At 60.0% G+C, this 24770-nt stretch carries 21 protein-coding genes; 3 read left to right on the top strand and 18 right to left on the bottom strand.

Annotation, left to right across the window (positions count from 1 at the left end):
• From VNZ65_RS10930 to phaC, 10 genes are all read right to left on the bottom strand, one after another.
• A complete protein-coding gene (locus VNZ65_RS10930; RefSeq protein ID WP_325668846.1) occupies positions 1-1257 on the bottom strand; it encodes an arginase family protein in 1257 nt (418 codons plus the stop codon).
• Positions 1254-3842 carry an ATP-binding cassette domain-containing protein gene (locus VNZ65_RS10925; protein ID WP_325668845.1) on the bottom strand — a complete coding sequence of 863 codons (2589 nt, stop codon included), beginning with the start codon at positions 3840-3842 and terminating at the stop codon, positions 1254-1256. The genes VNZ65_RS10930 and VNZ65_RS10925 overlap by 4 nt, the downstream gene beginning before the upstream one ends.
• Positions 3829-6309 carry a hypothetical protein gene (locus VNZ65_RS10920; protein WP_325668843.1) on the bottom strand — a complete coding sequence of 827 codons (2481 nt, stop codon included), beginning with the start codon at positions 6307-6309 and terminating at the stop codon, positions 3829-3831. Before VNZ65_RS10920 ends, VNZ65_RS10925 begins: the two co-directional genes overlap by 14 nt.
• 91 nt (positions 6310-6400) lie before the next feature.
• The gene (locus VNZ65_RS10915) at positions 6401-6562 is read right to left on the bottom strand and encodes a hypothetical protein (RefSeq protein ID WP_325668841.1); all 162 of its coding nucleotides are present in this window, start codon (positions 6560-6562) and stop codon (positions 6401-6403) included.
• 715 nt (positions 6563-7277) lie between these two features.
• Positions 7278-8441, bottom strand: coding sequence for a cystathionine beta-lyase (locus VNZ65_RS10910; protein ID WP_325668839.1), 1164 nt, complete (start codon positions 8439-8441; stop codon positions 7278-7280).
• 39 nt (positions 8442-8480) lie between these two features.
• Positions 8481-8927, bottom strand: a complete 447-nt coding sequence (locus VNZ65_RS10905) for a hypothetical protein (RefSeq protein WP_325668837.1) — start codon at positions 8925-8927, stop codon at positions 8481-8483.
• Positions 8924-10306 carry a 30S ribosomal protein S12 methylthiotransferase RimO gene (gene rimO, locus VNZ65_RS10900; RefSeq protein WP_325668835.1) on the bottom strand — a complete coding sequence of 461 codons (1383 nt, stop codon included), beginning with the start codon at positions 10304-10306 and terminating at the stop codon, positions 8924-8926. Before rimO ends, VNZ65_RS10905 begins: the two co-directional genes overlap by 4 nt.
• Before the next feature lie 109 nt (positions 10307-10415).
• Positions 10416-10982: a polyhydroxyalkanoate synthesis repressor PhaR gene (gene phaR, locus VNZ65_RS10895; protein ID WP_325668833.1), complete on the bottom strand. Its 567-nt coding sequence runs from the start codon at positions 10980-10982 to the stop codon at positions 10416-10418.
• A 190-nt stretch (positions 10983-11172) separates the two neighbouring features.
• Positions 11173-11913 (bottom strand): 3-ketoacyl-ACP reductase, encoded by a 741-nt coding sequence (locus VNZ65_RS10890; RefSeq protein WP_061940047.1) that lies wholly within the window; start codon positions 11911-11913, stop codon positions 11173-11175.
• 105 nt (positions 11914-12018) lie between these two features.
• Complete coding sequence (gene phaC, locus VNZ65_RS10885; RefSeq protein WP_325668831.1) at positions 12019-13797, bottom strand: class I poly(R)-hydroxyalkanoic acid synthase; 1779 nt, start codon at positions 13795-13797, stop codon at positions 12019-12021.
• 68 nt (positions 13798-13865) lie between these two features.
• Here phaC and VNZ65_RS10880 point away from each other — a divergent pair, with 68 nt between their 5' ends.
• Complete coding sequence (locus VNZ65_RS10880) at positions 13866-14129, top strand: hypothetical protein (protein ID WP_325668829.1); 264 nt, start codon at positions 13866-13868, stop codon at positions 14127-14129.
• 1 nt (position 14130) lies between these two features.
• Here VNZ65_RS10880 and pgeF read toward each other — a convergent pair whose 3' ends face one another.
• Positions 14131-14919, bottom strand: a complete 789-nt coding sequence (gene pgeF, locus VNZ65_RS10875; protein ID WP_325668827.1) for a peptidoglycan editing factor PgeF — start codon at positions 14917-14919, stop codon at positions 14131-14133.
• 77 nt (positions 14920-14996) lie between these two features.
• Positions 14997-16052, bottom strand: coding sequence for an RluA family pseudouridine synthase (locus VNZ65_RS10870; RefSeq protein ID WP_325668825.1), 1056 nt, complete (start codon positions 16050-16052; stop codon positions 14997-14999).
• 80 nt (positions 16053-16132) lie between these two features.
• Between VNZ65_RS10870 and VNZ65_RS10865 the strand changes: the two genes are divergently transcribed.
• Entirely contained in the window at positions 16133-16948 is an 816-nt protein-coding gene (locus VNZ65_RS10865) for an outer membrane protein assembly factor BamD (protein ID WP_061940037.1), read from the top strand.
• A 61-nt stretch (positions 16949-17009) separates the two neighbouring features.
• On the opposite strand, the gene VNZ65_RS10860 is transcribed toward VNZ65_RS10865, so the two are convergent.
• The 4 genes from VNZ65_RS10860 to VNZ65_RS10845 all read right to left on the bottom strand — a co-directional run bounded on the left by VNZ65_RS10860 (position 17010) and on the right by VNZ65_RS10845 (position 20446).
• The gene (locus VNZ65_RS10860) at positions 17010-18068 is read right to left on the bottom strand and encodes a glycosyltransferase family 1 protein (protein ID WP_325668823.1); all 1059 of its coding nucleotides are present in this window, start codon (positions 18066-18068) and stop codon (positions 17010-17012) included.
• Positions 18050-18925, bottom strand: a complete 876-nt coding sequence (locus VNZ65_RS10855) for a UDP-2,3-diacylglucosamine diphosphatase (RefSeq protein ID WP_325668821.1) — start codon at positions 18923-18925, stop codon at positions 18050-18052. The genes VNZ65_RS10860 and VNZ65_RS10855 overlap by 19 nt, the downstream gene beginning before the upstream one ends.
• Positions 18922-19689, bottom strand: a complete 768-nt coding sequence (locus VNZ65_RS10850) for a GNAT family N-acetyltransferase (protein WP_325668819.1) — start codon at positions 19687-19689, stop codon at positions 18922-18924. The genes VNZ65_RS10855 and VNZ65_RS10850 overlap by 4 nt, the downstream gene beginning before the upstream one ends.
• A gap of 247 nt (positions 19690-19936) precedes the next feature.
• Positions 19937-20446, bottom strand: a complete 510-nt coding sequence (locus VNZ65_RS10845; RefSeq protein WP_325668817.1) for a hypothetical protein — start codon at positions 20444-20446, stop codon at positions 19937-19939.
• 195 nt (positions 20447-20641) lie between these two features.
• Between VNZ65_RS10845 and VNZ65_RS10840 the strand changes: the two genes are divergently transcribed.
• Positions 20642-21751 carry an ABC transporter substrate-binding protein gene (locus VNZ65_RS10840; protein ID WP_325668815.1) on the top strand — a complete coding sequence of 370 codons (1110 nt, stop codon included), beginning with the start codon at positions 20642-20644 and terminating at the stop codon, positions 21749-21751.
• 86 nt (positions 21752-21837) lie between these two features.
• Here VNZ65_RS10840 and VNZ65_RS10835 read toward each other — a convergent pair whose 3' ends face one another.
• Together VNZ65_RS10835 and VNZ65_RS10830 are read right to left on the bottom strand one after the other, a co-directional pair.
• The gene (locus VNZ65_RS10835; protein WP_325668813.1) at positions 21838-23292 is read right to left on the bottom strand and encodes a Ppx/GppA phosphatase family protein; all 1455 of its coding nucleotides are present in this window, start codon (positions 23290-23292) and stop codon (positions 21838-21840) included.
• 204 nt (positions 23293-23496) lie between these two features.
• On the bottom strand, positions 23497-24770 hold a 1274-nt coding region (locus VNZ65_RS10830; protein WP_325668811.1), incomplete at its 5' end, for an ATP-dependent DNA helicase.

The raw sequence follows: 24770 nt of genomic DNA, 5'->3' as shown, positions 1-24770 counted from the left end.
CTAGACGATCGTTGAATACAGTAGATCCCGCGTAGGCGTGACTTTACGCAGGTGAAAGAGGTAACGGCTGGCTAGACGAGCCGCTATCGCCGCGGTGCCGTGCGCCTCTGGTGGCGCATCACCGATCTCGACGAACTCCATGCCGACGATGCGAAATTCATGAAACAGCCGCTCGAAGCAAGCTAGCAATGGATAAAGGCTGAGCCCGCCGAGCACAGGTGTAGCTGTCTGCGGATAATCGGCGAGTGCGAGCGCGTCGACGTCGAACGTAACAAACCAGGGCAAGGACGGATCCATGCCGTCGAGAAGTCGCTGGTAGCCGCTGGTCTCGGCCTCGAAAGCTGACAGTACTTGCACCTTCGGGTCGTGCACACAGGTAACTCGTTCGGTCGGCTGATGGAAGAAGTCGCGCACCCCTACCTGCCACAGCGCCAGCACGTGCGGCATGCGGCGTACCCAATGCATCACGTTGGCGTGGTTGAGCCGTTCATCGCAGACTGCGCCGACCGTATATAGATCCGGGTGCGCATCGATCTGCAGCACCCCCAGCCTCGGGTAGCTCTGAGCCAGCGCGCCGACGCTGTAGTAGGCTAGCGCGTGGTCGCCACCTAAGATCAACGGCCGCGCTCCGCGGGCGGCGATCGTCCGACACACATAAGCAGCGCGTTCGCCGATGTCGCTCGCTCGGTCCTGGAGCGGCTGGTGAACCACGTCACCCACATCGAACAGGCGCATTGCCGCAATGTCGAGTTGACAACCAAAATCAAGGTCCAACAATACTCCTTGCCGAGCCGATGCCCCAAGCGGCGACTCAATCGACTGAGCCAAGTGTGTGCGTACCCAGCGGCCTCCACTAGCCACCGAGACCTTTCCCTCGGCCGTTGTAGCGATTGGCACGTGTAGCAACACCAGATCGTCCTCGATGAGCATATCGAGATCGTACACTGGTAACGCGCACCCGGCGGGCCGGGCAGCCGGTATGCACAGTCCGTCGCCAAGCACGTCTGCTTGGCTCTCTGGCAACAAGAAGAGGTATTTCACCAGTGTCTCGAACACACTGGTGCCCAGGCACTGAGCCAGCACATCGCCAGTTTTCGGCGCTTCTTCTGCAGCGCGTTTCAGCAGTGTCGCGATGGATTCAGCTGCACGTAGACGCTTGCTGCCGAACGGCAGACGCATCTCGATCCGCCCCTCGCCAGCGAGCTCCCAGTGCAGCCGCGGGTGTACGCGATAGTGACTAGCGTAGTCGGTCGTCATGGTAGCGCCTCCTCTCGCATTTCTTCGATCCAAGGCTGTAGCGACGCCAATCCTTGCGCGTGCGCGGCCTGCGCCACGCGGTTGCATATGTCGGGCGTCGCGAAATTACGGGTCAAGCCCAACGTCAAGCCTTCGTTAACGACCTCGTGCCACCAGCCAGCCGGGATCAATAACAGGTCGCCCGGTTCCTGCTCGAAGTAACGCCAATGTCCCTGATCACGGCGCTCGCGCAACACGACAAGAGCATCCGCACGGTGCTTGTTGTAGTCGGCAGCGAGTAATGCAGGCGGATGCAATGCGATCCGCTTACGACCACGAATCACTGCCAGCCAAGCATGGGTGTCAAGCACGTCGTAGTGCAAGTTTGTGCCTGACCCTTCTGGTCCGATGAAGATCCATAGCAACGGCTTGAACAAGTGCTGCGGAATACGCTGCAGCATATCGGGCCGTGCTTCGGACGGCTCACTGAAGTCAGCCAGCATGTCTGGGTGCTGCTCGAAGAAACGCCAACCGGAGGCATAAAGCGACGCCAAAGGTTTCTTGCCATAACGTATCGCCCGCATGTAATCGGCCAGCCGTACTTCGCCGGTCGGCTCGCCCTGTGCATCGGTCAGCGTCAGCAGGTCACCAGCCCGGCTGGAGATGAAGTCCCAAGTCCAACGGCGATGTGCTTGCCAGTGATCTGTCGCCCCCTTCAGTAGCGTGGGTTCGGTGGGAAATGAGGTCTGAGATATGTGCGGACGGCGGATGCTGCGGCTATCGTCCTCGTGGCGCAGTAGCTGCTGGAACAGCGTACTGCGGGCAAGCAGCTCCTGCGGCGAGCCGGCGTCGACGATGCGGCCCTGGTTCATCACCACAATCTGGTCGAAGCGTTCGAGCGTAGTCACACGGTGCGTAACGACGATGACGGTGCGCCCAGGTGTGTCGTCGACCAAGTAGTCGATGATACGCATTTCAGAGATCGTGTCGACGGATGAGGTGGCCTCATCGAATACAACTAGCGGCGCGTGCTTGAGCAGCGCACGTGCGATGCTTAGCCGCTGCCGTTCACCGGTGGACAACGACGCGCCACGCTCACCGACCTCGGTCTCTATGCCCCTCGAGAGGCCCTGCACTAATTGCCGCGCCTGCGCCGCCGACAGGGCATGTTCGATCGTCTTCGTCGCCGACTCTGACGCCCCGTAGGCAACGTTTTCGCGCACACTGCGATTGAACATCAGTGCGTTCTGCACCGCCTCACTCGATGCACGAGCCAACTGTCCGGCCGAGCAGTCCGCCAGTGGCGCGCCATGCAGTTCGACGCGCCCTAGATCCGGTTTCAGATCGCCACGTAACACCGCCAGCAGCGTTGACTTCCCGGAGCCCGACGGCCCGACAATACCGACCTTGCTACCCGGCTCGATCCGCAGGCTCACATCGCGCAGCATCTCGACGTGATTGTACGACGCGGTCACGTTCTCCAGCACAACGTGACCGGGCTTAGGCAGTGACTGGCTACCGAGAGCAAGCTCAACTTCAATCGCAGACAGCTCACGCAATCCCGATCGCAGTACGCCCAGTGCATCGAAAAGATCCACAAAATGGAAGGCAACAGATTCAAAATGCCAGCTCAGCGCGATGATCAGCGAGCAGATCGTGATCAACTGCGGCAGGGGTAAAATACCCGCGCCGTACTGCTGCACTGTATAGACCGCAACGGTTAAACCAAATAGCCACTTGTACGCGGCTTCAATCAACAGAACGAAGACCCAATAGCTACGCACGCGACGGCAAGCGTAGAGGTCAGCCTGCAGCGCTGTGCCGAAACGGCGGCGCTCCATCGCCTGCGCAGTGAAGCTGCGGATCAGAGGAACGTTGGTGATGATCTCGGCGAGGTCTGCGATCACCTTAGCGTGCGCGTCGCTCGCGTTCTCGACGATGTTCATTCCGGTATAAGCCAGATAGCTCGACAGCAGCAGTGCCGTCATCATCCATGCTCCAGCCAGCAGCGCCATAGAGGACGACACACCCGCCAACACGAGACTCGCCAGTACCGTCACCGACAAGAGTTTTATCAGTGTGTCGGCAGCCGTGCAGACCACACCTGGAAGGCTGGTCGACGCAAGTTCGATGCGCTCGACCAGATTGCCCACGGCATTATCGGCCACCTGTCGCGGTCGCGCGTGCATCAGCCGGGCGGTAAGATGGTCAGTCACGACGATACGCAGGTTTTGGCTCGCATACAGACGCGCCAGGCTATGTAGCACCTGCAGCAACGGCCCCGCTAGCCACAGCGTCATCAGCGTCAACAATAGCCAAGTGACCAGCTCGCGCTGTCCGCCCAGCGCCTGCTCAGCAACCTGCCCGAGCACGAAGGACTGGGCGACGTTGCCAGCCGTCCCCAGCAGCGTAGCGATCACCATGCCGACAGTACTCCAAGGCGCACCCGCGCAAATCGCTGCCCACAGATAGCGACCAACGTGCTCGCCGCGCTCTGCCAGTGCGATCGGCTTTGGCACTGCGATACCCAGCTCGGCAAAGCCAGCTACGCTGCGCTGCCACACCGATTGCAGGGCCGAGCGGATGCGCAGATCAATGCTGCTCAATTAACACCCCACCTAATGTCGCAATCTTGCGTACCAGATCGACCACGGCCTCTGCCTGCACAGTGCCAGACAACCGCTGTTCCAGCACCTCAAACGGTATCTGTTCGCCACTGGCGAGCGCCTCGCAGAGATGACCGAATAAGGCGTTCGGCCGCCCCCAGATCACGCGGCCACGCACAAACAATACCTGGCGGCCGGCGACCTCGGCAGTGCGTAATGGACACGACGGCCGGATGCGCAGCGTGCAGCGGCGCAGTGATGCCGCGTCTGGAACGGCATCCCACATGGAGTCCAGTTGCGGCGGTGTGATCATGTAACCATTGCTCTGCACTGCCATGCGACGCAAACTGGCCCATTGATCGAGCGTGACCGGCGCTTGTGCCATCGCCTGCAACGCGCGCTCGTCCGGCGCCAACAGGCGCAACGCCTCGGCGCACTCGAGTCGCATGTCCTCCGGAAACAGCGTCAGCCCCATGGTGCACGAAAACTCGCGTGTTTCAAGGACATGGAAGTCACCCATTGGGATAAACAACAGATCCCCGGGCTGCAACTCGTAACGCTGCGCATAAGGCAACAGCGCCTCGTAATCCACAGTCGCCAGCGTGCCACCGGTCAGTTCAACGTAGCGCGCACGCGGCCAAATGTAGGCCACCTTTGGTGCCGGCCCCAGATGCCACAGCAATGACTGATCTGTGTCATCGTGCACACCGAAGGGTGTGTAGCCATAGTTGCCGATGAACGTATAGAAATCAGTGCCACAGGCGGGTGCACCGTTCAGTTCGGCGAACAGCGGATCCAGCATCCGTATCTGCATGTGTTGCGCGAAGGGCTCGTGCCAAGCTGACAGGCCATTGACAGTCACACAGTAGTGCAGCGACCGACACGCCTTGGCAAGCCGCTGTGCCAGCGTCAGGCCCGGTTTATCGGCTAACTCTACCAGGGCATCGGTAATTGTGTAGAGCTGGCCGCCATCAACCCAGGCACGCGAGCGCGGCAGCTCTTGTGGCGTGAAGCGAGTGAACATCTCAGCGATGATCTCGCGTACCTGGCCGTATCCGGGCATCACGCCTGGCAGATGCGCACGCACGCTCAATTGCTCCGACATGACAGCGAGTCGTCGCGCCCAGGATGGATCGATGTCCATGCTATTCGATACCAATGAGTGACAATGAGACGCATGAAGCAGCTGGCAGTGCTCCTCTGCTGCGGTTATGCGACGCACCCCACCCACGCGAACCAGCTGCTTCACCAACGCCGAAAGTGCATCGAGCGATACATCGCCGCGCAGTGAGCTGTATAGCTGCTCGATGCTGAATGCCGTGTGCGGCAGTGCCGCCACCAAGCGCTGCGTCAACTCGCTGCGCGCCAGACGCACGCGGTTACCGCGCGCAAACAACAGCAGGTCGTCACCCTCTTCGAGCTGAGACAACGGAAAGTCCGGATCGCGCTCCCACAGCTGCCGCGGAGTCGCCTCTGGCTCGGAAGAACACAGAAATGAATACCGCAAATTCCGCCTGCTGCGCGTCTGGGCAGCATATTCGTTGCCCACACGTCGCAACCAGTCGGGCAGCGACACGTCATCTGCCTGCGCCCGGCCGATCACGTCATCCATTGAGCCAGTCATGCGTTCTTCACCGATTGCACGCTGCAAAATTTGTTTGGTCATCGACGCAGCGGAGTACTTAGACAGCGCAAGTGCCACGCCGATCGAGAAGCCTTCGGTGCTGCCGATGTGGTAGTAGTGCGGGGGTAGCAGGAACACGTCGCCCGGCTCGACTGCGAAGGTGCGACCATGCGGAATCAACTTCTGCGGCTGAAAGCAATTCTTAGTTACGCCATTCAGAAGATGAAATTCTTTGATGCCGAAGAGAGTCATTTCCTTCGTGGTGGGTCCAGCATGAAAATGCACCACCGAGGTGTAGGGATCGTCGATATGAATGCCGAAAGGTGTGTAGCCGTAGTTTCCGATGAACAGCGTAACCTCGATCGTGCTGCGTGCTGTACCCTGGGCCTCCACGATCGGTGCAAACAAGCGCGCCGCCAAGCGTGCTAGCGTGTCGGACCATTGCTCGACCCCGTTGACTACAATGCCGAACTTGCGCCCATCGGTTGCTCGACTGACATAAGCCTCGAATCCTTCGCCTGGCAGCGGCTTCGTAGACAACACTTCGTTCTCATATTGCGGACTCAGCATGCCATCGATATAGACCCGGAACAGTCCGCTGATCGCACGTTCGGCGTCGGCCGAAATGCACTCGAACAACTCGAGGAACAGGCGGTCGTCGAACAGTTTTGCTTCAAAGGAGCGCTTGAGGAGCAGTGGTTCCATCAGCCGCGGCGACTTAACGGGATCGTACTCGTACTCAGCCACAGCCCGCTCGTGCGCGCTAACGTGCTCATACAAGCGGGCCAGATTCTTAATTGAATCAGGGGCGAAAAATCCGCGTTCAATAGTGATCTGTGGCATGCCCAAGCACTCCTAGGTGATGGCTAGTCGAGACGATAGCTGGAGAAAGGAAAAGGGCGGAGACCCGCCCTTGCTTGCTCTACTTAGAGCCTTACTGCGCACGGATGTGACGAACCGGGCGACCTAAGGCGATCTGTGGCGTGTCTTCCACGACTTCCAGACCCAAGTCCTCAATCGAGGCTTCTTGTTGGACGATGGCTTCGCTGTCGACTATGGCTTTACAGTCGGCCACAGCGGTTTTGCTTTCTTGCATAATAATTCTCCTATGCCAATTAAACGGTTGAGATTGTAACGAGCGGTCAATCCGCTCAGTCCCAAGTTTAATAAAACGACATGGTTATACAATAAGCAATTGGAGTAATGTTATGAATTTCCTAGGAGCTATTCTATATTTTGCAAGCTGTCGTCCCGGTCCTTCAAGTCAATGATCATCTTTAGCGCGGTGCCCCTGACCTGGGCGCGCCATCCCAACTACCTGTGGGGCGGTCGATCAAAAATCGCCTGCACGCCCCGCTCATCGCCAATGGCCATCACCTGCCGGCAAAAATGTTGAAGACCATGTTCCGTGCCAAGGATGTCGAGCACAGCATCCTGGTGTCGGATAGCATCGCGCTAGGGTGTGGTACTTGGAAATAATGAGAGTCCGATCAGCTGCAAGGTACATTTGGCGGCAGCTGCCCGTTTGAGTGTAGCGGGTGCACAGTATTTGGTGGTGGCGACCACAGCATTGATTGCCGGCGTCGCGCATGAGATAGGAAAGATCGGCCTCAACTTCGTTTCGGCCAGACACTACATATGGCAACAATCAATCCGAGGAATTTATCGACAGCTACGGCGCGCTGGCCGTCGGCACCAGCACCGATCCGCTACGCTTTCACGGGACACCATGTCCTGGCAGTGCACACCGCGGTGAATGTAGGCAGCACGGTGTCGGCGGGCACTAGGGGATGACCTAGCTTGATAACGTACTACATGAGAGCCAAGGCTTGTTCGATATCCGCAATCAAATCCTGCACATCTTCCAAGCCGATATTGAAACGCACCAGGATGCCCTCGCCCTGCCAGTTCTGGCGCATGCCCTGGATACGGTAAGGCACGCACAGGCTGTTGGCGCCGCCCCAGCTGTAGCCGATCTTGAACAGCTGCAGGCTGTCGACGAAACGGTCGGTCTGCTCTTCGCTGTAGCGTTCGTCGAACACCACCGAGAACAAGCCGGCGGCGCCGCTGCAATCGCGCTGCCAGATCTCATGCCCCGGGCAATCCGGGAAGGCCGGATGCAACACCCGGCTGATCTCGGGCCGCTGCTTGAGCCAGGCGGCAACCTGGCGCGCCGCTGCATCATGTGCCTCAAAGCGCATCTTCATGGTCGGCAGGCTGCGCAGCACCAGGTAGACATCGTCCATGCCGACACCCAGGCCCAGGCGCATGTGGGCAGCCTGGAGGCGCTGGTTCAAGGCGTCATCGCGCGTGATCACCGCTCCCATCAGCACGTCCGAGCCGCCCGACTGGTATTTGGTGAGGGCATGCATGACAATATCGGCGCCGAGGTCGAAAGCGCGCAAGGCCAGGCCAGCCGACCAGGTGTTGTCGATCGCCACCAGTACGTTCCTGGCGTGGGCAGCCTGGCAGATGGCTGGAATATCCGGCATTTCCATCGACACCGAACCCGGCGCCTCAGTCCAGATCAGGCGCGTATTCGGCTGGATCAGGGCGGCGATGCCGGCGCCGACCAAGGGATCGTAATAGCGCGCGCTGATGCCAAAGTCACGCGCCAGCCAGTTGCCGAGGTCGCGGTTCGGGTTATATACATTATCCGGCAGCAGCACATCGTCGCCGCTCTTCAGCAAGGCCAGGTTGATCAGCGTGATCGCCGCCAGGCCGCTAGGGGCCAAGAGGCAATGCCGGCCGCCTTCGATTGCCGCCAGCCGTGCTTCCAGCGTGAAGGAGGTCGGCGTCCCGTGCAAGCCGTAGGTATAGCCGTTCTTTTCCTGCCAGTTGCGGGCCCGCATCGCGGCGACGTTCTTGAACAGCACCGTGGAAGCGTGGTGGATGCCGACCGGGAAGGCGTCAAAGCCTGCCGGCGCCTGGTATTCGCTGTGGATCAACGCGGTTTGAAAATTCTTTTTTGCCATATGCCCTGGAAGCATTTCTTGAAGAATTATTTACCTGAATTATTTGCCGGCGTGCGCAGTCTGCGCCGGCTGCTGCACCACCAGCACGAATGGTTTGGTGACCGCATCGTCGGTGGTCGACCAGGTGCCGCGGAACGTGTCGCCGACCAGGGTGCCGGCCCACTCGCCGGAGACATCCTTGCCGTTGACCGACTCTTCCATGATGACATCGGTATTTTCGGATTCGCCGGCCAGCAGGATCTTGCCGCTCTGCCCTGCCACCACATAAGTACCCTGGATGCCCTCGGTAGGATCCGGCTTCAATTGCAGATGCATTTCGATCTTGGCCTCGCCCAGCGTGCCGCGCAAGGTCAGCGGCCTGGCGAACAGGTTCGGTGCAGCCGGCGCAGCAACTGCCGGCACGCCGCCGTCGTACTGCGCCAGCGCCTGGCCTGAAACCAGGCCCAGGGACAAGGCCAGTGCGACAACCAACTTCCCTGCCATCATGCAGCGGCCCACAGGTCATGCGCGTCCGACGCGGTGATGGTGACATCGACAAACTCGCCGACCACCAGTTTCTTGTGCGGTTCGTACGGCGGCTTGACATACACCACGCCGTCGATTTCCGGCGCATCGGCGCTGGAACGGCCGGCGCCGCCGCTGCGGTCGACCGAGTCGATCAGCACGCGCATGGTCTTGCCGACCTTGGCTTGCAGGCGCTTCTTGGAGATTTCTTCCTGCAGTTGCATGACGCGGCCGCGGCGCTCTTCGCGCAGTTCTTCCGGCACCGGATTGTCCAGGGCGTTGGCGGTGGCGCCTTCCACCGGGGAGTAGGCGAAGCAGCCGAGGCGGTCGATTTCAGCTTCCTTGAGGAAGTCCAGCAGGTATTCGAATTCAGCTTCGGTCTCGCCCGGGAAACCGGCGATAAAGGTGGAGCGTATTGTCAGGTCTGGACACATGGCGCGCCAGGCCTGGATGCGCTCGATATTCTTTTCGCCGCTGGCCGGGCGCTTCATGCGCTTCAAGACATCGGGATGGGCGTGCTGCAGCGGTACGTCCAGGTAAGGCAGTATCTTGCCTTCGGCCATCAGCGGGATGATCTGGTCGACATGCGGATACGGATAAACGTAGTGCAGGCGGACCCAGGCGCCGTACTGGGCAGCGACCTCGCCCAATGCGGTGACCAGTTGCGTCATGTGGGTCTTGACCGGCTTGCCGTTCCAGAAGCCCATGCGGAACTTGACGTCGACGCCATAGGCGCTGGTGTCTTGCGAAATCACCAGCAGTTCCTTGACGCCGGCCTTGAACAGGTTCTCGGCTTCCATCATGATGTCGGCGATCGGACGCGACACCAGGTCGCCGCGCATCGACGGGATGATGCAGAAACTGCAACGGTGGTTACAGCCTTCCGAGATCTTCAGGTAGGCAAAATGCTTGGGCGTCAGCTTGATGCCTTGCGGCGGCAGCAGGTCGAGGAACGGCGCATGCGGCTTCGGCAGATGCTTGTGGACCGCGAACATGACTTCGCCGACCGCATGCGGGCCGGTCACTTCCAGCACTTTCGGGTGGATTTTCTGGATGATGTCGTCGCCGTCGGCGTCTTTCTTGGCGCCCAGGCAGCCGGTGACGATCACCTTGCCGTTTTCGCTCAGCGCTTCGCCGATGGCGTCCAGCGACTCTTGCACGGCGGCGTCGATAAAGCCGCAAGTGTTGACGATGACGAGGTCAGCGCCCTCATAAGACTTGGCAGTTTCATAACCTTCCGCGCGCAGCTGGGTCAGGATTTGCTCGGAATCGACCAGTGCCTTGGGGCAACCAAGGGAGACGAAACCGACTTTGGGGGCAGTGGCTGGTGCAGCTGGCGCTGCGGAAATAACATTGGACATGACGAAAGGTGGGGTCAAAGCAAAGACGCTATTGTACCCCTTCCACTACCATGGTTACCCCTTGCGGGCTCTAAAAACCTGTCACAGGATCAAGAGCCCCTCCAGGCGTCTACTTTTTGGTCTTTTCCGCAGGCGGCGGCGGTGCAAACGGGAAGGTGCCGAACATGTTCTTGGTCTGGTTCTGCATCTGTTCCTGCATCTGGATGAACAGGCCCTTGCTTTGCTCGATGTAGTTGCTCATCATGCCCTGCATCATCGGCCCCTGGACATTCATGAACTGGGTCCACATCTCGGGGCTGAAAGGCTTGCCTTCGTACAGGCCCTTGGAATTTTCCGCCAACTTGTTCTGGATATCGATGAAAGCCTGGATGTTCTTTTCCAGGTAGTTGCCCATCATCCCCTGCATGGCATGGCCGTAGTAGCGGATGATTTGCGACAGCGCCGCGCTGGAGAACATCGGGGTGCCGTTGGATTCTTCTTCCAGGATGATCTGCAGCAGGATGCTGCGCGTCAGGTCGTCCTCGGTCTTCGCATCCAGCACCACGAATTCTTCGTTGTCCAGCACCAGCTGCTTGACGTCGGTCAGCGTGATGTAGGAGCTGGTCTGCGTATCGTACAAACGCCGATTCGGATATTTTTTGATCAAGCGTTCAGACGTCTTTTTTGTAGTAGTCATTTCTGTCCCAGGTTACTGCGCCATAACGCGCTTATAGGTGCTGAACCGCAATCAATTTGCAGTGACACCTTATTATATTGCGCAAAACATGTGCAACCGGCTTTTATAGGGAGATTTTATTGCATTGCAATACGGATAAGGAAATCCGTGTGAACCGGCCTGCGCCCACACGGTTTTTACCGGGGCTGGATCAGCCCATATGCAAGCCGCCGTTCAGCGAGAAGTCGGAGCCGGTGGCATAGCCGCCTTCATCCGACACGATCCAGGAGATGATGGAAGCGATTTCTTCCGGCTCGCCCAGACGCTTGACCGGGATCCCGGCAACGATCTTTTCCAGCACATCCGGCCGGATCGAGCGCACCATGTCAGTGCCGACATAGCCTGGCGAAACCGTATTGACGGTCACGCCCTTGGTCGCCACTTCCTGCGCCAGCGCCATGGTGAAGCCATGGATGCCGGCCTTGGCGGTCGAATAGTTGGTCTGGCCGAACTGGCCCTTCTGGCCGTTGACCGATGAAATATTGACAATCCGGCCCCAGCCGCGGTCCGCCATGCCATCGATCACCTGCTTGGTGACGTTGAACAGCGAATTCAGGTTGGTGTCGATCACCGCATCCCAGTCAGCCTTGGACATCTTGCGGAACTGGCCGTCACGGGTAATGCCGGCGTTGTTGATCAAGATATCGATTTCGCCGATCTCGGCCTTGACCTTCTCGAACGCCGTCTTGCACGAATCCCAGTTGGAAACGTTGCCTTCCGAGGCGTGAATATCGAAACCCTTGGCGCGCATGTCGGCCAGCCATTTGTCCTTGCGCGTTGAATTCGGACCGCAGCCAGCGACCACGGTAAAACCATCTGTGCAAAGACGAGTACAAATTGGGGTACCGATGCCGCCCATTCCCCCGGTCACATAAACGATTCGCTTTGCCATCTCTTGTCTCCTTCAAAAAAACAATTCAATAATCGATCTGCTATTCATTTACTGCTGCCTTCTGCACATCCGCACATTTCCGTGTCTTGTTTTTCTACCCTGAATTCATTCTGCCCTGACTTTGACGTAACTGCCCGGCGCTGCTTCGATCACGCCGTGCTTAGTATTTCCCAATTTGCGCGGCGCCGCCACCTGTTTTCCCGCATGTTCCGATAAAAATGTCGCCCATTCGGTCCACCAGCTGCCCGGATGCTCGGCGGCGCCGGCCAGCCAGGCGTCGGCATCGGCGGCTTTACCGCTGTCATTGGTCCAGTAGCTGCGCTTGTTCTTGGCCGGCGGGTTGATCACGCCAGCGATATGGCCGGAGGCGCCCAGCACGAAACGGTTCAGCTTCGGCTTCTTCGGATTCAGCAAACTCAGCGACGCATAGGCCGAGGTCCAGGGCACGATGTGATCTTCGCGCGAGGCGTAGATGAAGGCCGGCGCGTCGATCTTGCCGAGGTCGATTTTTTGACCGCCGACGCTCAGCTTGCCGGCATCCTTCAATGCGTTGTCCAGATACATATTGCGCAGGTAATAACAGAACATCGGCCCCGGCAGATTGGTGCTGTCCGCATTCCAGTACAACAGATCGAAGGAGCTTGGCTGCTCGCCTTTGAGGTAATTCGATTCGACGTAGTTCCACAGCAGGTCGTTCGGCCGCAGGCTGGAAAACGCCGAGCCGAACTCGCGCCCCGGCATCAGGCCGCCCTGGCCGATCGCCTGCTCGCGCATGCGGATCTGCGTGTCGTCGATATAGACGTCGAGGATGCCGGTATCGCTGAAATCCAGGAAAGCGGTCAGCAAGGTCAGGCTGGAAACCGGATTGACCTTGGCCGCCGCCAGCTTCGCCAGCGCCGTCGAAAGGATGGTGCCGCCGACGCAAAAGCCGAGCGCGTTGACCTTGTCCTGGCCGGAAATTTCCTGCACCAGTTCCAGCGCCTTGACGGCGCCGTCGTCGATGTACTGGTCCCAGGTGGCATGCGCCAGCGACTCGTCGGCGTTGCGCCAGGAAATCAGGAACACGCTATGGCCCTGCTCTACCGCATAGCGCACCAGCGAGTTCTGCGGCTGCAGGTCGAGGATATAGAACTTGTTGATGCAAGGCGGCACGATCAGCAGCGGCCGCTGGAACACCTTGGCGGTCAGCGGCGTGTACTGGATCAGCTGGAACAGTTCGTTTTCAAAGACCACCGCGCCTTCGGTGGTGGCCACGTCCTTGCCCACTTCAAACGCCGTTTCGTCGGTCTGCGAGACGCGGCCCTTGTGCATGTCGGCGATCAGCTGGGCGATGCCCCTGGTCAGGCTTTCACCGTTAGTCTCGACGATTTTCTGCTGCGCCGCCGGATTGGTCGCCAGGAAATTGGACGGCGCCATGGCGTCTATCATCTGCTGCACGGTAAAGCCGATCTTGCGCTTGATCTTGGGCGGCGCCTCCAGCGCATCGACCATGGCGTTGAGAAAATGCGCATTCAGCAAATACGCCGCGGCATTGAAGGCATACAGCGAATTGCCATGCCAGGCGGCGGCGCTGAAGCGGCGGTCGGCGATGGCCGGCGGCCGCGCCGCCAGCATGTCCTGCCACAAGGCCGACAGTTTCTGGGTGTACTCGACCTGCAGCTTTTCCAGCGCTGCCGGATCCAGCGCAATACCCAGCTCGCCCAGGCCCGCAGCCATTGCTGCGCTCTGGCCATGGGCGGAATTGCTGAGCGCCCCCAAGAACATGTTGGGATCGCCGATCTGGCTGAGCTGCTGGAGGAACTGAGGATTGAAAGCTTGATTGAACTGCTGCGAGAGTTGCAGCAAGGCGGAGGGATCGAAGACGGAAAATTGGGGCGTATTCATGCGGTGACCGTTGATTTGGCGTATTTTCGTGTATCTTTTATCGGATTGACTCTAAAGCAGGAAACACAATGTATATCGTCGCCATCGCATGGATCTACGTCGTCTTCATGATGGCAATAACAGAAGCTAACGCAGTCGCCGGTGTAATGACATTTCTGCTGTACGGTGTTTTTCCTTTGACAATTGTTTTATACCTGATGGGCACGCCGCAGCGCAAGAGAAATCGACAGCGTGCTGAAAACTCTGCCAGGCAGGCGGCCCAGGAAAAAGCCGCGGCAGCGGCTGCCACGGCCGATCAGCCGTCGCCGCCGGCAGATCAAGCCAAACAATAACTCATTTCAGCCAGATCAGCGACGCCATGCGTCCGGTGACCCGGTCTCTGCGATAAGAATAACAATTCCTGTCATTCACGGTGCACAAACCGCCGCCGTAAACCTGTGTCACGCCAGCCTCGCGCAAGGCAATCCGCGCAAGCTGATAGATATCCGCCAGATATTTTCCAGGCCGCTGCGGGATCGCGACAAAACATGCCTGGGTCTGCGCCAGGTGAGCCGCGGAATCGGCGTCACCTGTCGGCACCGCATCGGCAAACGCCTGCAGCACATCGGCGCCCACTTCAAAGCTGGCGGGTCCGATCGCAGCGCCCAGCCAGGCCACGATCTGACCGGCGCCGGCAGCCCGCATGCGCGCCGCCGTGTTCTGCAGCACGCCGCCTTGCAGGCCACGCCAGCCGGCGTGCGCAGCGCCGACTGCACGGCCCTCGACATCGGCAAACAGCACCGGCAGGCAATCCGCCGTCTGGATGGCGCACACCACGCCCGGACGCGTGGCGATCGCGGCATCGGCCTCAACCACAGGCGCGCCATCGAACGCACCGGCATCCACCACCTCGCGGCCATGCACCTGCGTCAGCCAGAGCGGCGAGGCCGGCAACAAGACATCCAGCAGCGCGCGGTTCTGCGCTACCGCCGGCGGCGCATCGTCGACATGGGCGCCAAGGTTAAGGCCGCCGCCGCCGTTGCCGTCGTCGTAAGGTCCTTGGCTAACGCCGCCATGGCGCAGCGTGGCGAAAGCGCCAACATTGGCCGGCACGCCCGTCCAGTTTGGAATAATCAATTGCATGTGCTTGGCATTCCCAGCTTTTCATTTTGCTCATGAAAAAACAGCCGCAAGCAGCGACTGTTTTTCCCATTAAACGGCTACTCCGGCACGCTCATGCCGGCACGCACCAGCAGCTCGGCGAAATCCTGCGGCAACGGCGCAAACCATTCGCAAGGCTTGCCGGTAACCGGATGAATCAATCCCAGACGCGATGCCTGCAAGGCCTGGCGCGAGAATGCCGGCATCAGGTGTTGCTTGCCGTACAAAGCATCGCCGACCAGCGAAAAGCCGAGCGACTGCATGTGCACGCGGATCTGATGGGTACGGCCGGTTTCCAGGCGACAACCCATCAGGCTGACCGGACGCCGCTCCAGCAGACCGGTCCCCAGGCGCTGATAATGCGTGATGGCCGGCTTGGCGATCAGGCTGTCCGACACCGCCATCTTGATGCGGTCGCGCGGATGGCGCGCCATCGGGCTGTCGATAGTGCCGTTGAGCAGCGGCGTGCCCCACACCAGCGCCAGATACTGGCGCTTGACGGTGCGCGCCTGCAGCTGGCGCACCAGGTCGGTCTGGGCTTCCAGCGTCTTGGCCACCACCATCAGGCCGCTGGTATCCTTGTCCAGGCGGTGCACGATGCCGGCGCGCGGCACCCCGGCCAGCGCCGGCCAGCGGAACAGCAGGCCGTTAAGCAAAGTGCCCGACCAGTTGCCGGCGGCCGGATGGACCACCAGGCCGGCCGGCTTGTCGATGACGATGATCGCGGCGTCTTCATAGACCACGTTCAGCGCCATGTCTTCCGGCGTGAAGGCTTGCTCGTCAGGCGCGGGCTGCGGCAGCACCACCACGGTTTCGTCGCCGTAGGTGGTCATCTTGGTAGTGGTGGCAACCTTGCCGTCCACCGTCACGTGGCCGGCTTCTATCCATTGCTGGATGCGGCTGCGCGAAAACTGAGGCACCAGGCTCGAAACCACCTTATCCAGACGCGTTCCGCACACATCAGGCGTCAATTGCAATACTATGGGCGCGCTGGCCGTAGCGGCGTCGCCCTCGTCGACGCCTTCATCGAGATCTTCGATATTGGCCTCTAAATCAGCTTCCGGCAGAATTTCAGCCAAATTTGGCTTGGTAAATGACATCAGAGGAAGTCCCATCGGCTATAATCGATCAATCGTTAAAGTAATTACCCAAACACAGTAACTACAGGTAAACATACGCAATCTTGCAAAAAACTATGCAAAAAAGACTCTTAAAACTAGCTGCAGCGGCATTCGTTCTCTCCTTATCTGCGTGTGGCTTGCTGCCAGACAAAGTCGACGAAACCGCAAACTGGTCCGCCCCCCGATTATACTCGGAGGCCAAGGATGAAATGAACAGCGGTGGCTACGATAAGGCAATTAAGTACTTTGAAAAGCTGGAATCGCGTTATCCGTTTGGCACCTATGCGCAACAGGCGCAGATGGATATTGCCTATGCACACTATCGCCAGGGCGAGCAGCCTGAAGCGCTGGCGGCCATCGACCGCTTCATCAAGCTGCATCCGAATCATCCTAACGTCGACTACATGTACTACCTGCGTGGCCTGGTGAACTTCAACGACAAGGTCAGCATTTTCGACTTCCTGTCGAGCGAAGACGCCACCGAACGCGACCCGAAAGCCGCGCGCGACGCTTTCGATGCCTTCAAGCAAGTCGTGGTGCGTTTCCCGAACAGCACTTATGCGCCGGATTCGATGGACCGTATGAAGTACCTGGTGAATGCACTGGCGCAGTATGACGTCCACGTCGCCAGCTACTACTACCGCCGCGGCGCCTATGTTGCTTCCGCCAACCGCGCCCAAAGCGCGATCTCTGAATACCGCGACGCGCCGGCAGTGGAAGAAGCGCTGCACATCATGGTGCAATCGTATGACGCCCTGGGCCTGACGCAATTGCGCGACGACTCCGAGCGCGTGCTGAAGAAGACCTACCCTAACAGCATCTATGTCGGCGGCACCGGCACCGACAGCAAAAAGGTCGTGGCCAAAGAACATTGGTGGAAATTCTGGTAATCGCCCGGAACAGCATTCCTGTTTAAAAAAAGGCCCCGCACTGCGGGGCCTTTTTTCATGGCTACAGGCCGGAAGCCGGCCGCGACTGGCTGGTCAGAATTTTCTTGGGGCGCACCTTGGCGCCCTGGATCAGGTGCAGGTGGTGCTGGAACTGCAGGGTCGCTGCCTCCCATGAATATTCCAGCGCATGCCGCCGCACTTCGCGGCGGTCGAGGCTGAGCGCCATCAGGCAGGCCGAAGTCAGGTCATGGTCCAGGATCCCGGAACGGCCGTGCGCCACCACGTCGACCGGCCCCGGCACCGGATAAGCGGCCACCGGCACGCCGCAGGCCATGGCTTCCACCATCACCAGGCCGAAGGTGTCGGTATGGCTGGGGAAGACCATGACGTCGGCGCAGTTATAGTAAGAAGTCAGTTCATGGTGGGCCTTGGCGCCCAGGAACTGCACCTCCGGATAGCGCTGCTGCAGCTCTTCGCGCAAGGGACCGTCGCCGATCACCCATTTGGTGCCGGGCAAATCGACCCGCAGGAAGGATTCGATATTCTTTTCCACGGCGATGCGGCCGACATACAGATACAGCGGGCGGACGATGCAGGCATGGTCCTCGTCAACCGGCTTGAAACGCTCGGTATCCACGCCCCGGCCCCACAGCACAAGATGACGGAAGCCGCGTTGTTCCAGCTCCTTCATCACATGCTGCGTCGGCACCATGACAGCCTTGGAGGGGCCATGGAACCAGCGCAGCCAGCGATAGGTCACTGCCTTGGGCAGCATCGAGCGTGCGCTCAGGTACTCAGGGAAACGGGTATGGTAGGCGGTGGTGAAGCCTATGCCCTGGCGCAGGCAGAAGCGGCGCGCCGCCAGACCCATCGGACCTTCGGTCGAGATATGGATGCAATCCGGCGCAAACGCCTTGAGGCTGGCGGCGACCCTGGCATAGGGTTTGTAGGCCAGGCGGATTTCCGGGTAAGTGGGACAGGCAAATGTCTGGCAATCGTCCGGACTGAGCAGCAATACTTCATGGCCATTGCTACGCAGGCCGGCGGTGGTGGCGCGCAGCGTGTTGACCACGCCGTTGATCTGGGTCTGGGCAGCGTCCGTTACGATGGCAATTCGCATAGTTCTCTGATCTGGTTGCTGGCTACGCCATTCTTTTGCTGCATGATTTCCTGCCAGGTGACCAGGCGCAGTTCGCCGCTGGCCTCTTCCACCAGCGCCGACAGGCTTTCCACCCAGTCGCCGTCGTTGCAATAGGTGATGCCGTCGATGTTGCGGATTTCCGGCTTGTGGATGTGACCGCAGATGACGCCGTCCAGGCCCTTCTTTTTCGCCTCGGCGGCCAGCGCATCTTCAAACGAGGAAATGTAGTTGACGGCGTTTTTCACTTTCAGCTTGAGATACTGCGACAGCGACCAGTAAGGCAGGCCGGCGCGCGCGCGCCAGCCGTTGAACCACTGGTTGAACTTCAGGATCACCGTGTACAGGCCGTCGCCGACATACGCCAGCCATTTGGCGCAGGCGATCACGCCGTCGAAGCGGTCGCCGTGCAGCACCAGCATGCGCTTGCCGTCGGCGGTCGTATGCACCAGCTCGTCGCGGATGCGGATGCCGCCGAAATCGAGGTCGATGAACTGGCGCACCGCCTCGTCGTGGTTGCCCGGCACGAAGATGACTTCGGTGCCCTTCTTGGCCTTTTTCAAGACCGTCTGCACCACGTTGTTATGGACCTGGTCCCAGTACCAGCGCCGCTTCAGCTGCCAGCCATCGACGATGTCGCCGACCAGGTACAAGGTTTCCGATTCGGTCGCGCGCAAGAATTCCAGCAGGCGAGCAGCCTGGCAGCCGGTGGTGCCCAAGTGGACATCGGAAATCCAGATCGTGCGGAAGCGGATCGGATCGCGCTTCGACGATGCGGAGCCGGCGCCGGCATTGGCGCCGAACAAAGCAGCTTCCAGAAACTGTTCGCCTGGTTTCATGTCGTCCTCGCTTCTTTCAAGTAGTGACGTGCATAGCGGCCGTCCAGTTTCGACAAGGGCAGCAGCAGGAAAAAATCGGCAGAATGAAAATCAGGATCCCAGGCCGGATCGCCGCAGACCCAGGCGCCGCTGCGCAAATAACCTTTCAGCAGCGGCGGCATTTGCGCCACGTGGCCGGCTTCGCGCTCATAGACCGGGAACGGCACATGCGGCGTGACGCGGTATTCAGCGGGCGAGAAACTGTTTTGATCGAGCGCGTGGTACAAGGCTGCCGCATTGTGGCCGCCATCGGCCAGGCTGACGCTGGCGCAGCCCATCAGGTAGTCGCAGCGCTCGCGCCGCATGAAGGCGGCCAGGCCGGCCCACAGCAGCATGATGACGCTGCCGCTGCGGTAGTCGGGATCTATGCAAGCGCGTCCGGCTTCAGCGATGCTGCTGCGCAGGTTGTCGAGCCGGCCCAGGTCGAATTCCTGTTCGGAGTAATAGCGGCCCATGCGCCGTGCCGCATGCGGGCTCATGACGCGGTAAGTGCCGACCACCCGCAGCGTCTTGGTGTCACGTACGATCAGGTGATCGCAATAGGCGTCGAACTCGTCGCTGTCCAGGCCATCGGCATTGGCCAGCGCGGACAGGCCCATCGCCTCGATAAAAACCTTGTAGCGCAAGCGCTGCACTTCGCGCACTTCTTCCTGCGTGCTGGCCAGGCTAACCGTCAACTTGGCATCACTCGAGCTTGCCGCGCCAGCATTAGTTAGGAGTTGCATTCATCGTCCTTTCAGATTGTGACGATGACAAGCCTAACTTCCGATTACTTCAAGAAAATGACAAGTTTATTTCGGTTTTATGACATAGCAACAGTGACGGAATGGCAATTTTCGAGACAAAAAAAACACGAAAACCATGGAAATAACCCAAAGGATATTTCATGCTTTTCGTGTTTCTGGCGCCCTGCGACCTGCTTCAGCCATGGCGCAAGCCAAGGCTGTCACAGCCTGCCAGGCCGATGCCTGCTTACTTCTCTTTTTTCGGGCGGCCGGCCTTGACTGGCGGCAGGCTGGCCACGGCCAGCTTCAGGTTTGCCAGGCCGAGGTCGCGGATCAAGGCAACGCCGACGCGCAGTAATTCGCTCTTTTTCACTTCCAGGCCTGCTTTCAGGAAGGTTTTCTTGACGTCGCCCAGCACCTGGTATTCATCGGCAGGCATGGTGAAGCTGTCGCGCACCAGCTTGGCCTTCTTGACCTTGGCTTTGGCATCCGGCAAAGACTTCAGGCTTGGCGCCGGCTTGGCGGCCAGCGGCTTGGCGACGATTGGCAGCTTCGGCGTGGCAGCTGGCTTCGGCACCGTCTTTGCTGCGGGCTTTGCTGCAGGTTTTACCGCAGCCTTGACGGCAGGCGCCGCTTTCGGGGCGGCCTTGACTGCAGGCCGTGCAGCCGGCTTGGCCTTGGCGGCCGGTTTGACTGCCGCCTTGACTACAACTACCGGTTTTTTAACAGCGCGTTTAACAATTTTACTGGCAACCATTCAATTCTCCATTAACAAATCGTATAAATAATATATACAATTCTTTGACTTTCGGCAAGTACAGCTTTATCAAGAGCTTCGTTTCCAGCCCCGCCAATATAGCCGCCAGCGCCACAATTTCATCAAGCGGTCATATTAAACAAGGACACTGCGACTCCTCCGCCACCTTATTTCACTTTTTTGATGAACTTAAACTTGAAACGCATTTTGTGCAAGTGCCTGGCTGCTTTCTCTTTGTGCCTGCCCTTGCTGACGTATGCCGCCGACACCATCGTGGTCGGCCAGGCCATCGATCTTTCCGGACCGAACGCCGATCTGGGGCGAGACTATGTGGCGGGCATCAAGACCTATTTCGACGTTCTCAACACCAAGGGCGGCATCAACGGCCGCCGCATCCAGTACTTGGTGCGCGACGACCGCGGCCAGTCCGACCTGGCTGTCAAGGCGGTGGCTGAACTGGTCGACCAGGCGCATGTCGCTTATCTGTTCGGCGGCATCGGCGACGACGTCACCCGCGCGGTGCTGAACTCAGCCGACTTCAAGCGCAGCGGCCTGACTCTGTATGCGCCGCTGGCCGGCGCCGATTACCAGAAGGACGCCAGGATCCTGTTCTGGCGTCCCAGCTACCAGCAGGAAATCCGTCACATCTTTTCCCACTTCGACAAGCTCGGCATCAAGGACATCGGTGTGGTCTACCAGGAGTCGGCCGCCACCGCCGATGCCTATCAGCGCCTGCTGGACCAGATGAAGGAAAGCGGCATCAAGCTCAGCGGCACCGTCCACCTGAGCAAGGATGCCAAACAGATCGGCAAGGAAACCGCGGCCCTGGCAGCGGCCAAGCCGGGCTTCGTCATCATGGTGGCAGACACCGTCAGCGCCGGCGTGTTCCTGAAGGAATTCCGCAAGCTGGCGCCGCAGACTTTTGTGGCCGGCTCCTCGCTCACCAACCTGACTACCCTGCGCCAGCTGGCCGGCGGCAAGGCGGTCGAATGGACCGTATTTTCGCAGGTGGTGCCGAATCCCGGCATCGGCAGCTCGCCTATCCAGCTGGAACATCTCAACATGATGCGCAAGTACCGCGATGAACCGGTGTCGGCCATGACGCTGGAAGGCTTTGCAGCGGCCAAGACCTGGATCCGCCTGCTGCAGCCGGGCAAGCGCGCGGCTGGCCAGGGGGAATACACGATTCCCGGCGGCGGCTTTGATATCGGCGGCTACATGATGGGTGAAACCGCAGGCAGCAACCATCTCTCCAACTACGTGGACATTGCGCTGTTCAACAAGGCCAGCGGACTGACTTACTGACACATGCGCCATCGATGGAAACAATAACGCCGGCAATTGCCGGCGTTGTTGTTTCGGACGGTCGCGCGCGGCAAAGCGCCGGACGCTCAAGTCCTGCGGATGGCGAAATCGACGCCTATCTCGCGCCACCAGTCCTGTTCCTTGGTCATCCAGTAGGTCGCGGTAGGATGGTCTTCGATCCAGTCGCGCTTGATGTCGAGCTCGATCTTGCTCTTCATTTTCAGGCGCAGCTCGTCAAGATCGATCTCTATGCGCGAGTGCAGGAACATCACGGCCAGGCGCAGCGCCAGCACCGCCTTCGAGAAATCGGGATCGAGCAAGGCATCGCTGATCTTGCGCAGGTTGCCCTTCTGGCCCAGGATCAGCATGCTCATGGCGCGCTGCTCGCGGGTGGTGAAACCGGACAGGTCGGCATTTTCGATCAGGTAGGCAGCGTGCTTGTGATAACCGCTCTGCGACACCACCAGCCCGACTTCATGCAGCAAGGCGCTCCAGTGCAGGTACTGGCTGAGGCCGTCGTTGCTCGGCTTGAGCATTTCGAACAGCGAGGTTGCCGTTTCCGCAACCCGGCTGGCGCGCAGCTGGTCGACGTGGAAACGCTGCGAAAAATCGTGCACAGCCTGGTCGCGCCGGTCCAGCCGCGTACCGCGCAGCTGCAAGTCCCACATCACGCCCATGCGCAGGCCTGCTTCGATCGGCTGGATCACTTCGATGCCCAGTTCCTGCATCAGGCCGATCAGCACCGCCAGGCCGCCGACCATGACGGCGGCGCGTTCCGGCTTCATGCCGAGCAGGTCGATGCGGCTGACATGGCCGAACTCGACGAAACGCGCGCGCAAGGCTTCCAGGCTGGTATAGGACAGGCGATGGTCGCCCAGGCCGTTCTTGTCGATCGTCTCGGCAATCGCGCGGATGGTGCCGGAAGAACCGTAGGCATGGTTCCAGTTTTGCGGCCGGTATGGCGGCGCGGCATCTTCAAAATGGCTGCGCGCCGACAGCACCGCGGCATCGTAGGCGGCGGCGGTGATCTGGCCGTCGGCGAAGAACGCCAGGCTCTGGTTGACGGTGCCGATGCCGAACGATTCGACCCGCTCGATCTGCTGGCCGCGGCCCAGGATCAGCTCGGTGGAGCCGCCGCCGATGTCCAGTACCAGCCGCTTCTCGTTGGGCAGGCGCAGCATGCTGGCCACGCCCATATAGATCAGGCGGCCTTCTTCCTCGCCCGAAATGATTTCAATCGGATAGCCGATCACCTGTTCCGCGATCGGCAGGAATTCGGCGGCGTTCTTGGCCACCCGCAGGGTGTTGGTGGCGACCACGCGCACCGCTTCCAGCTGGTAGTCGGCCAGGATGCTGCGGAAGCGCGCCAGCGAATCGAGCGCCACCTGCATCGCCTGTTCGGTCAGGTAGCCCTTGCTGTCAAGGCCGGCAGCCAGGCGGATCGGGTCGCGCGCACTCTTGATGACGCGGATCGCATCGCCATTGTATTTGCCGATATGCAAACGGAAACTGTTGGACCCCAAATCCACTGCTGCAAACATTGCTTACCTTTATCCAAACGAACGTTCGACAAAAACCGCGCACTGCCATCGTGCGCAGGCCTGCGAAATGCAAGCTGCGACAATAGAGACTGATTATTACATGTTGATGACAAGGCAGAGCGACCTTACCCAGGCCAGCTTAGCTGATCAAGGCCGATCGCGCCAGCGCTGCCGCGGCACTTCCTGCAACCGTGATAATGCCAGTTATTCGGCGACAGCGTCGCCGCGCCAGAAAGCTTTCACTGCATCCAGTTCGCGGGTGCGCTTGAACGGCGGCAGGCTTTGCCAGATGCGGCGGCCGTAGCCTTTGGAGATCAGGCGCGGATCGCAGATCATCAGGACGCCGCGGTCGCTTTCATCGCGGATCAGGCGGCCGGCGCCCTGCTTCAGGTTGATGATCGCGGCCGGCAGCTGATGGTGCATGAAGCCGTTCATGCCCTTGGATTCAAGGGCTTCGATGCGCGCCGCCAGCACCGGGTCGTCCGGCGGCGAGAACGGCAGCTTGTCGATGATCACCAGCGACAATGCTTCGCCACGCACGTCGACGCCTTCCCAGAAACTCTGGCTGCCGATCAGGACGGCGTTGCCGGCAGCGCGGAAACGGTCCAGCAGTTCGGTACGGCCGGCTTCGCCCTGCACCATCAACGGGAAATCCAGGTGGCGCGCTTCGAATTCCGCGCGCAGCCGCTCCGCCGCGCGGTTGACCGCGCGAATGGTGGTGCACAGCAGGAAAGCACGGCCGCCGGAAGCTTCGATCACCGGCAGCGCGGCATCGATCACGGCGTCGGTGTAGTCCGGCGAATTCGGCTGCGGCAGGTTCTGCGGCACATACAGCAGGCCTTGCTGGCCGTAGTCGAAGGGGCTGGGCCAGGATTGCGCCGGCTCGTCGCCCAGGCCCATCTGCGCCGCGTAGTGCTGGAAATCGTTCTTCACCGCCAGCGTCGCCGAGGTAAAGATCCAGGAACGCGCCACGCCTTCGCGCTGCTTGTTGAAAATCGGCGCGATCGACAAGGGTGTCTGGTGCAGCTGCAGCGAGGACGAGAAGGCTTCCACCCACAACACGCTGCCCTCGCCTTCTTCAGCCGCCAGCGCTTTGCCAGCCTTCTTGCCGCCGCCAGCGACCGGCGTACTGTTCCAGCCGTCCAGCTTGTAGCCCAGCTCAACCGCACGGGTGCGGCACTGCTCGATGGTTTCCGCCCGTTCAGCCTGCTTTTCCAGCACAGCGATCATGCCGTGCAGCTGGCTGCGCATGGTTTCCAGCGCCGGGAAGAAAATGCTCGAAGCGGCAATCTGGTTGACCGACAGCCGTACCACGTCTTGCGGGAAAGCCAGGCGCAGGTCGCGCGCGGCTTTTTCCACCGGCAGCACGACCTGCCCCCAGTCGGCGCCGTCGCGCGCATGCGACAAGCCTTCTGCCAGCACATCGCGGCACAGTTCCAGGATCTGCGAGGTCGAGACGGTATTGCCAAAGAATAAAG

This window comes from Collimonas sp. (assembly GCF_035566555.1).
GTDB lineage: Bacteria > Pseudomonadota > Gammaproteobacteria > Burkholderiales > Burkholderiaceae_D > Collimonas.
This window is presented reverse-complemented; position numbering and strand designations above follow the sequence as displayed.

Excerpts from the sequence above, each read along its gene's own strand:
- VNZ65_RS10930 (WP_325668846.1), bottom strand. The coding sequence starts at position 1,257 with ATGACGACCGACTACGCTAGTCACTATCGCGTACACCCGCGGCTGCAC.
- VNZ65_RS10920 (WP_325668843.1), bottom strand. The coding sequence starts at position 6,309 with ATGCCACAGATCACTATTGAACGCGGATTTTTCGCCCCTGATTCAATT.
- VNZ65_RS10915 (WP_325668841.1), bottom strand. The coding sequence starts at position 6,562 with ATGCAAGAAAGCAAAACCGCTGTGGCCGACTGTAAAGCCATAGTCGAC.
- VNZ65_RS10910 (WP_325668839.1), bottom strand. The coding sequence starts at position 8,441 with ATGGCAAAAAAGAATTTTCAAACCGCGTTGATCCACAGCGAATACCAG.
- VNZ65_RS10905 (WP_325668837.1), bottom strand. The coding sequence starts at position 8,927 with ATGATGGCAGGGAAGTTGGTTGTCGCACTGGCCTTGTCCCTGGGCCTG.
- rimO (WP_325668835.1), bottom strand. The coding sequence starts at position 10,306 with ATGTCCAATGTTATTTCCGCAGCGCCAGCTGCACCAGCCACTGCCCCC.
- phaR (WP_325668833.1), bottom strand. The coding sequence starts at position 10,982 with ATGACTACTACAAAAAAGACGTCTGAACGCTTGATCAAAAAATATCCG.
- VNZ65_RS10890 (WP_061940047.1), bottom strand. The coding sequence starts at position 11,913 with ATGGCAAAGCGAATCGTTTATGTGACCGGGGGAATGGGCGGCATCGGT.
- phaC (WP_325668831.1), bottom strand. The coding sequence starts at position 13,797 with ATGAATACGCCCCAATTTTCCGTCTTCGATCCCTCCGCCTTGCTGCAA.
- VNZ65_RS10880 (WP_325668829.1), top strand. The coding sequence starts at position 13,866 with ATGTATATCGTCGCCATCGCATGGATCTACGTCGTCTTCATGATGGCA.
- pgeF (WP_325668827.1), bottom strand. The coding sequence starts at position 14,919 with ATGCAATTGATTATTCCAAACTGGACGGGCGTGCCGGCCAATGTTGGC.
- VNZ65_RS10870 (WP_325668825.1), bottom strand. The coding sequence starts at position 16,052 with ATGGGACTTCCTCTGATGTCATTTACCAAGCCAAATTTGGCTGAAATT.
- VNZ65_RS10865 (WP_061940037.1), top strand. The coding sequence starts at position 16,133 with ATGCAAAAAAGACTCTTAAAACTAGCTGCAGCGGCATTCGTTCTCTCC.
- VNZ65_RS10860 (WP_325668823.1), bottom strand. The coding sequence starts at position 18,068 with ATGCGAATTGCCATCGTAACGGACGCTGCCCAGACCCAGATCAACGGC.
- VNZ65_RS10855 (WP_325668821.1), bottom strand. The coding sequence starts at position 18,925 with ATGAAACCAGGCGAACAGTTTCTGGAAGCTGCTTTGTTCGGCGCCAAT.
- VNZ65_RS10850 (WP_325668819.1), bottom strand. The coding sequence starts at position 19,689 with ATGCAACTCCTAACTAATGCTGGCGCGGCAAGCTCGAGTGATGCCAAG.
- VNZ65_RS10845 (WP_325668817.1), bottom strand. The coding sequence starts at position 20,446 with ATGGTTGCCAGTAAAATTGTTAAACGCGCTGTTAAAAAACCGGTAGTT.
- VNZ65_RS10835 (WP_325668813.1), bottom strand. The coding sequence starts at position 23,292 with ATGTTTGCAGCAGTGGATTTGGGGTCCAACAGTTTCCGTTTGCATATC.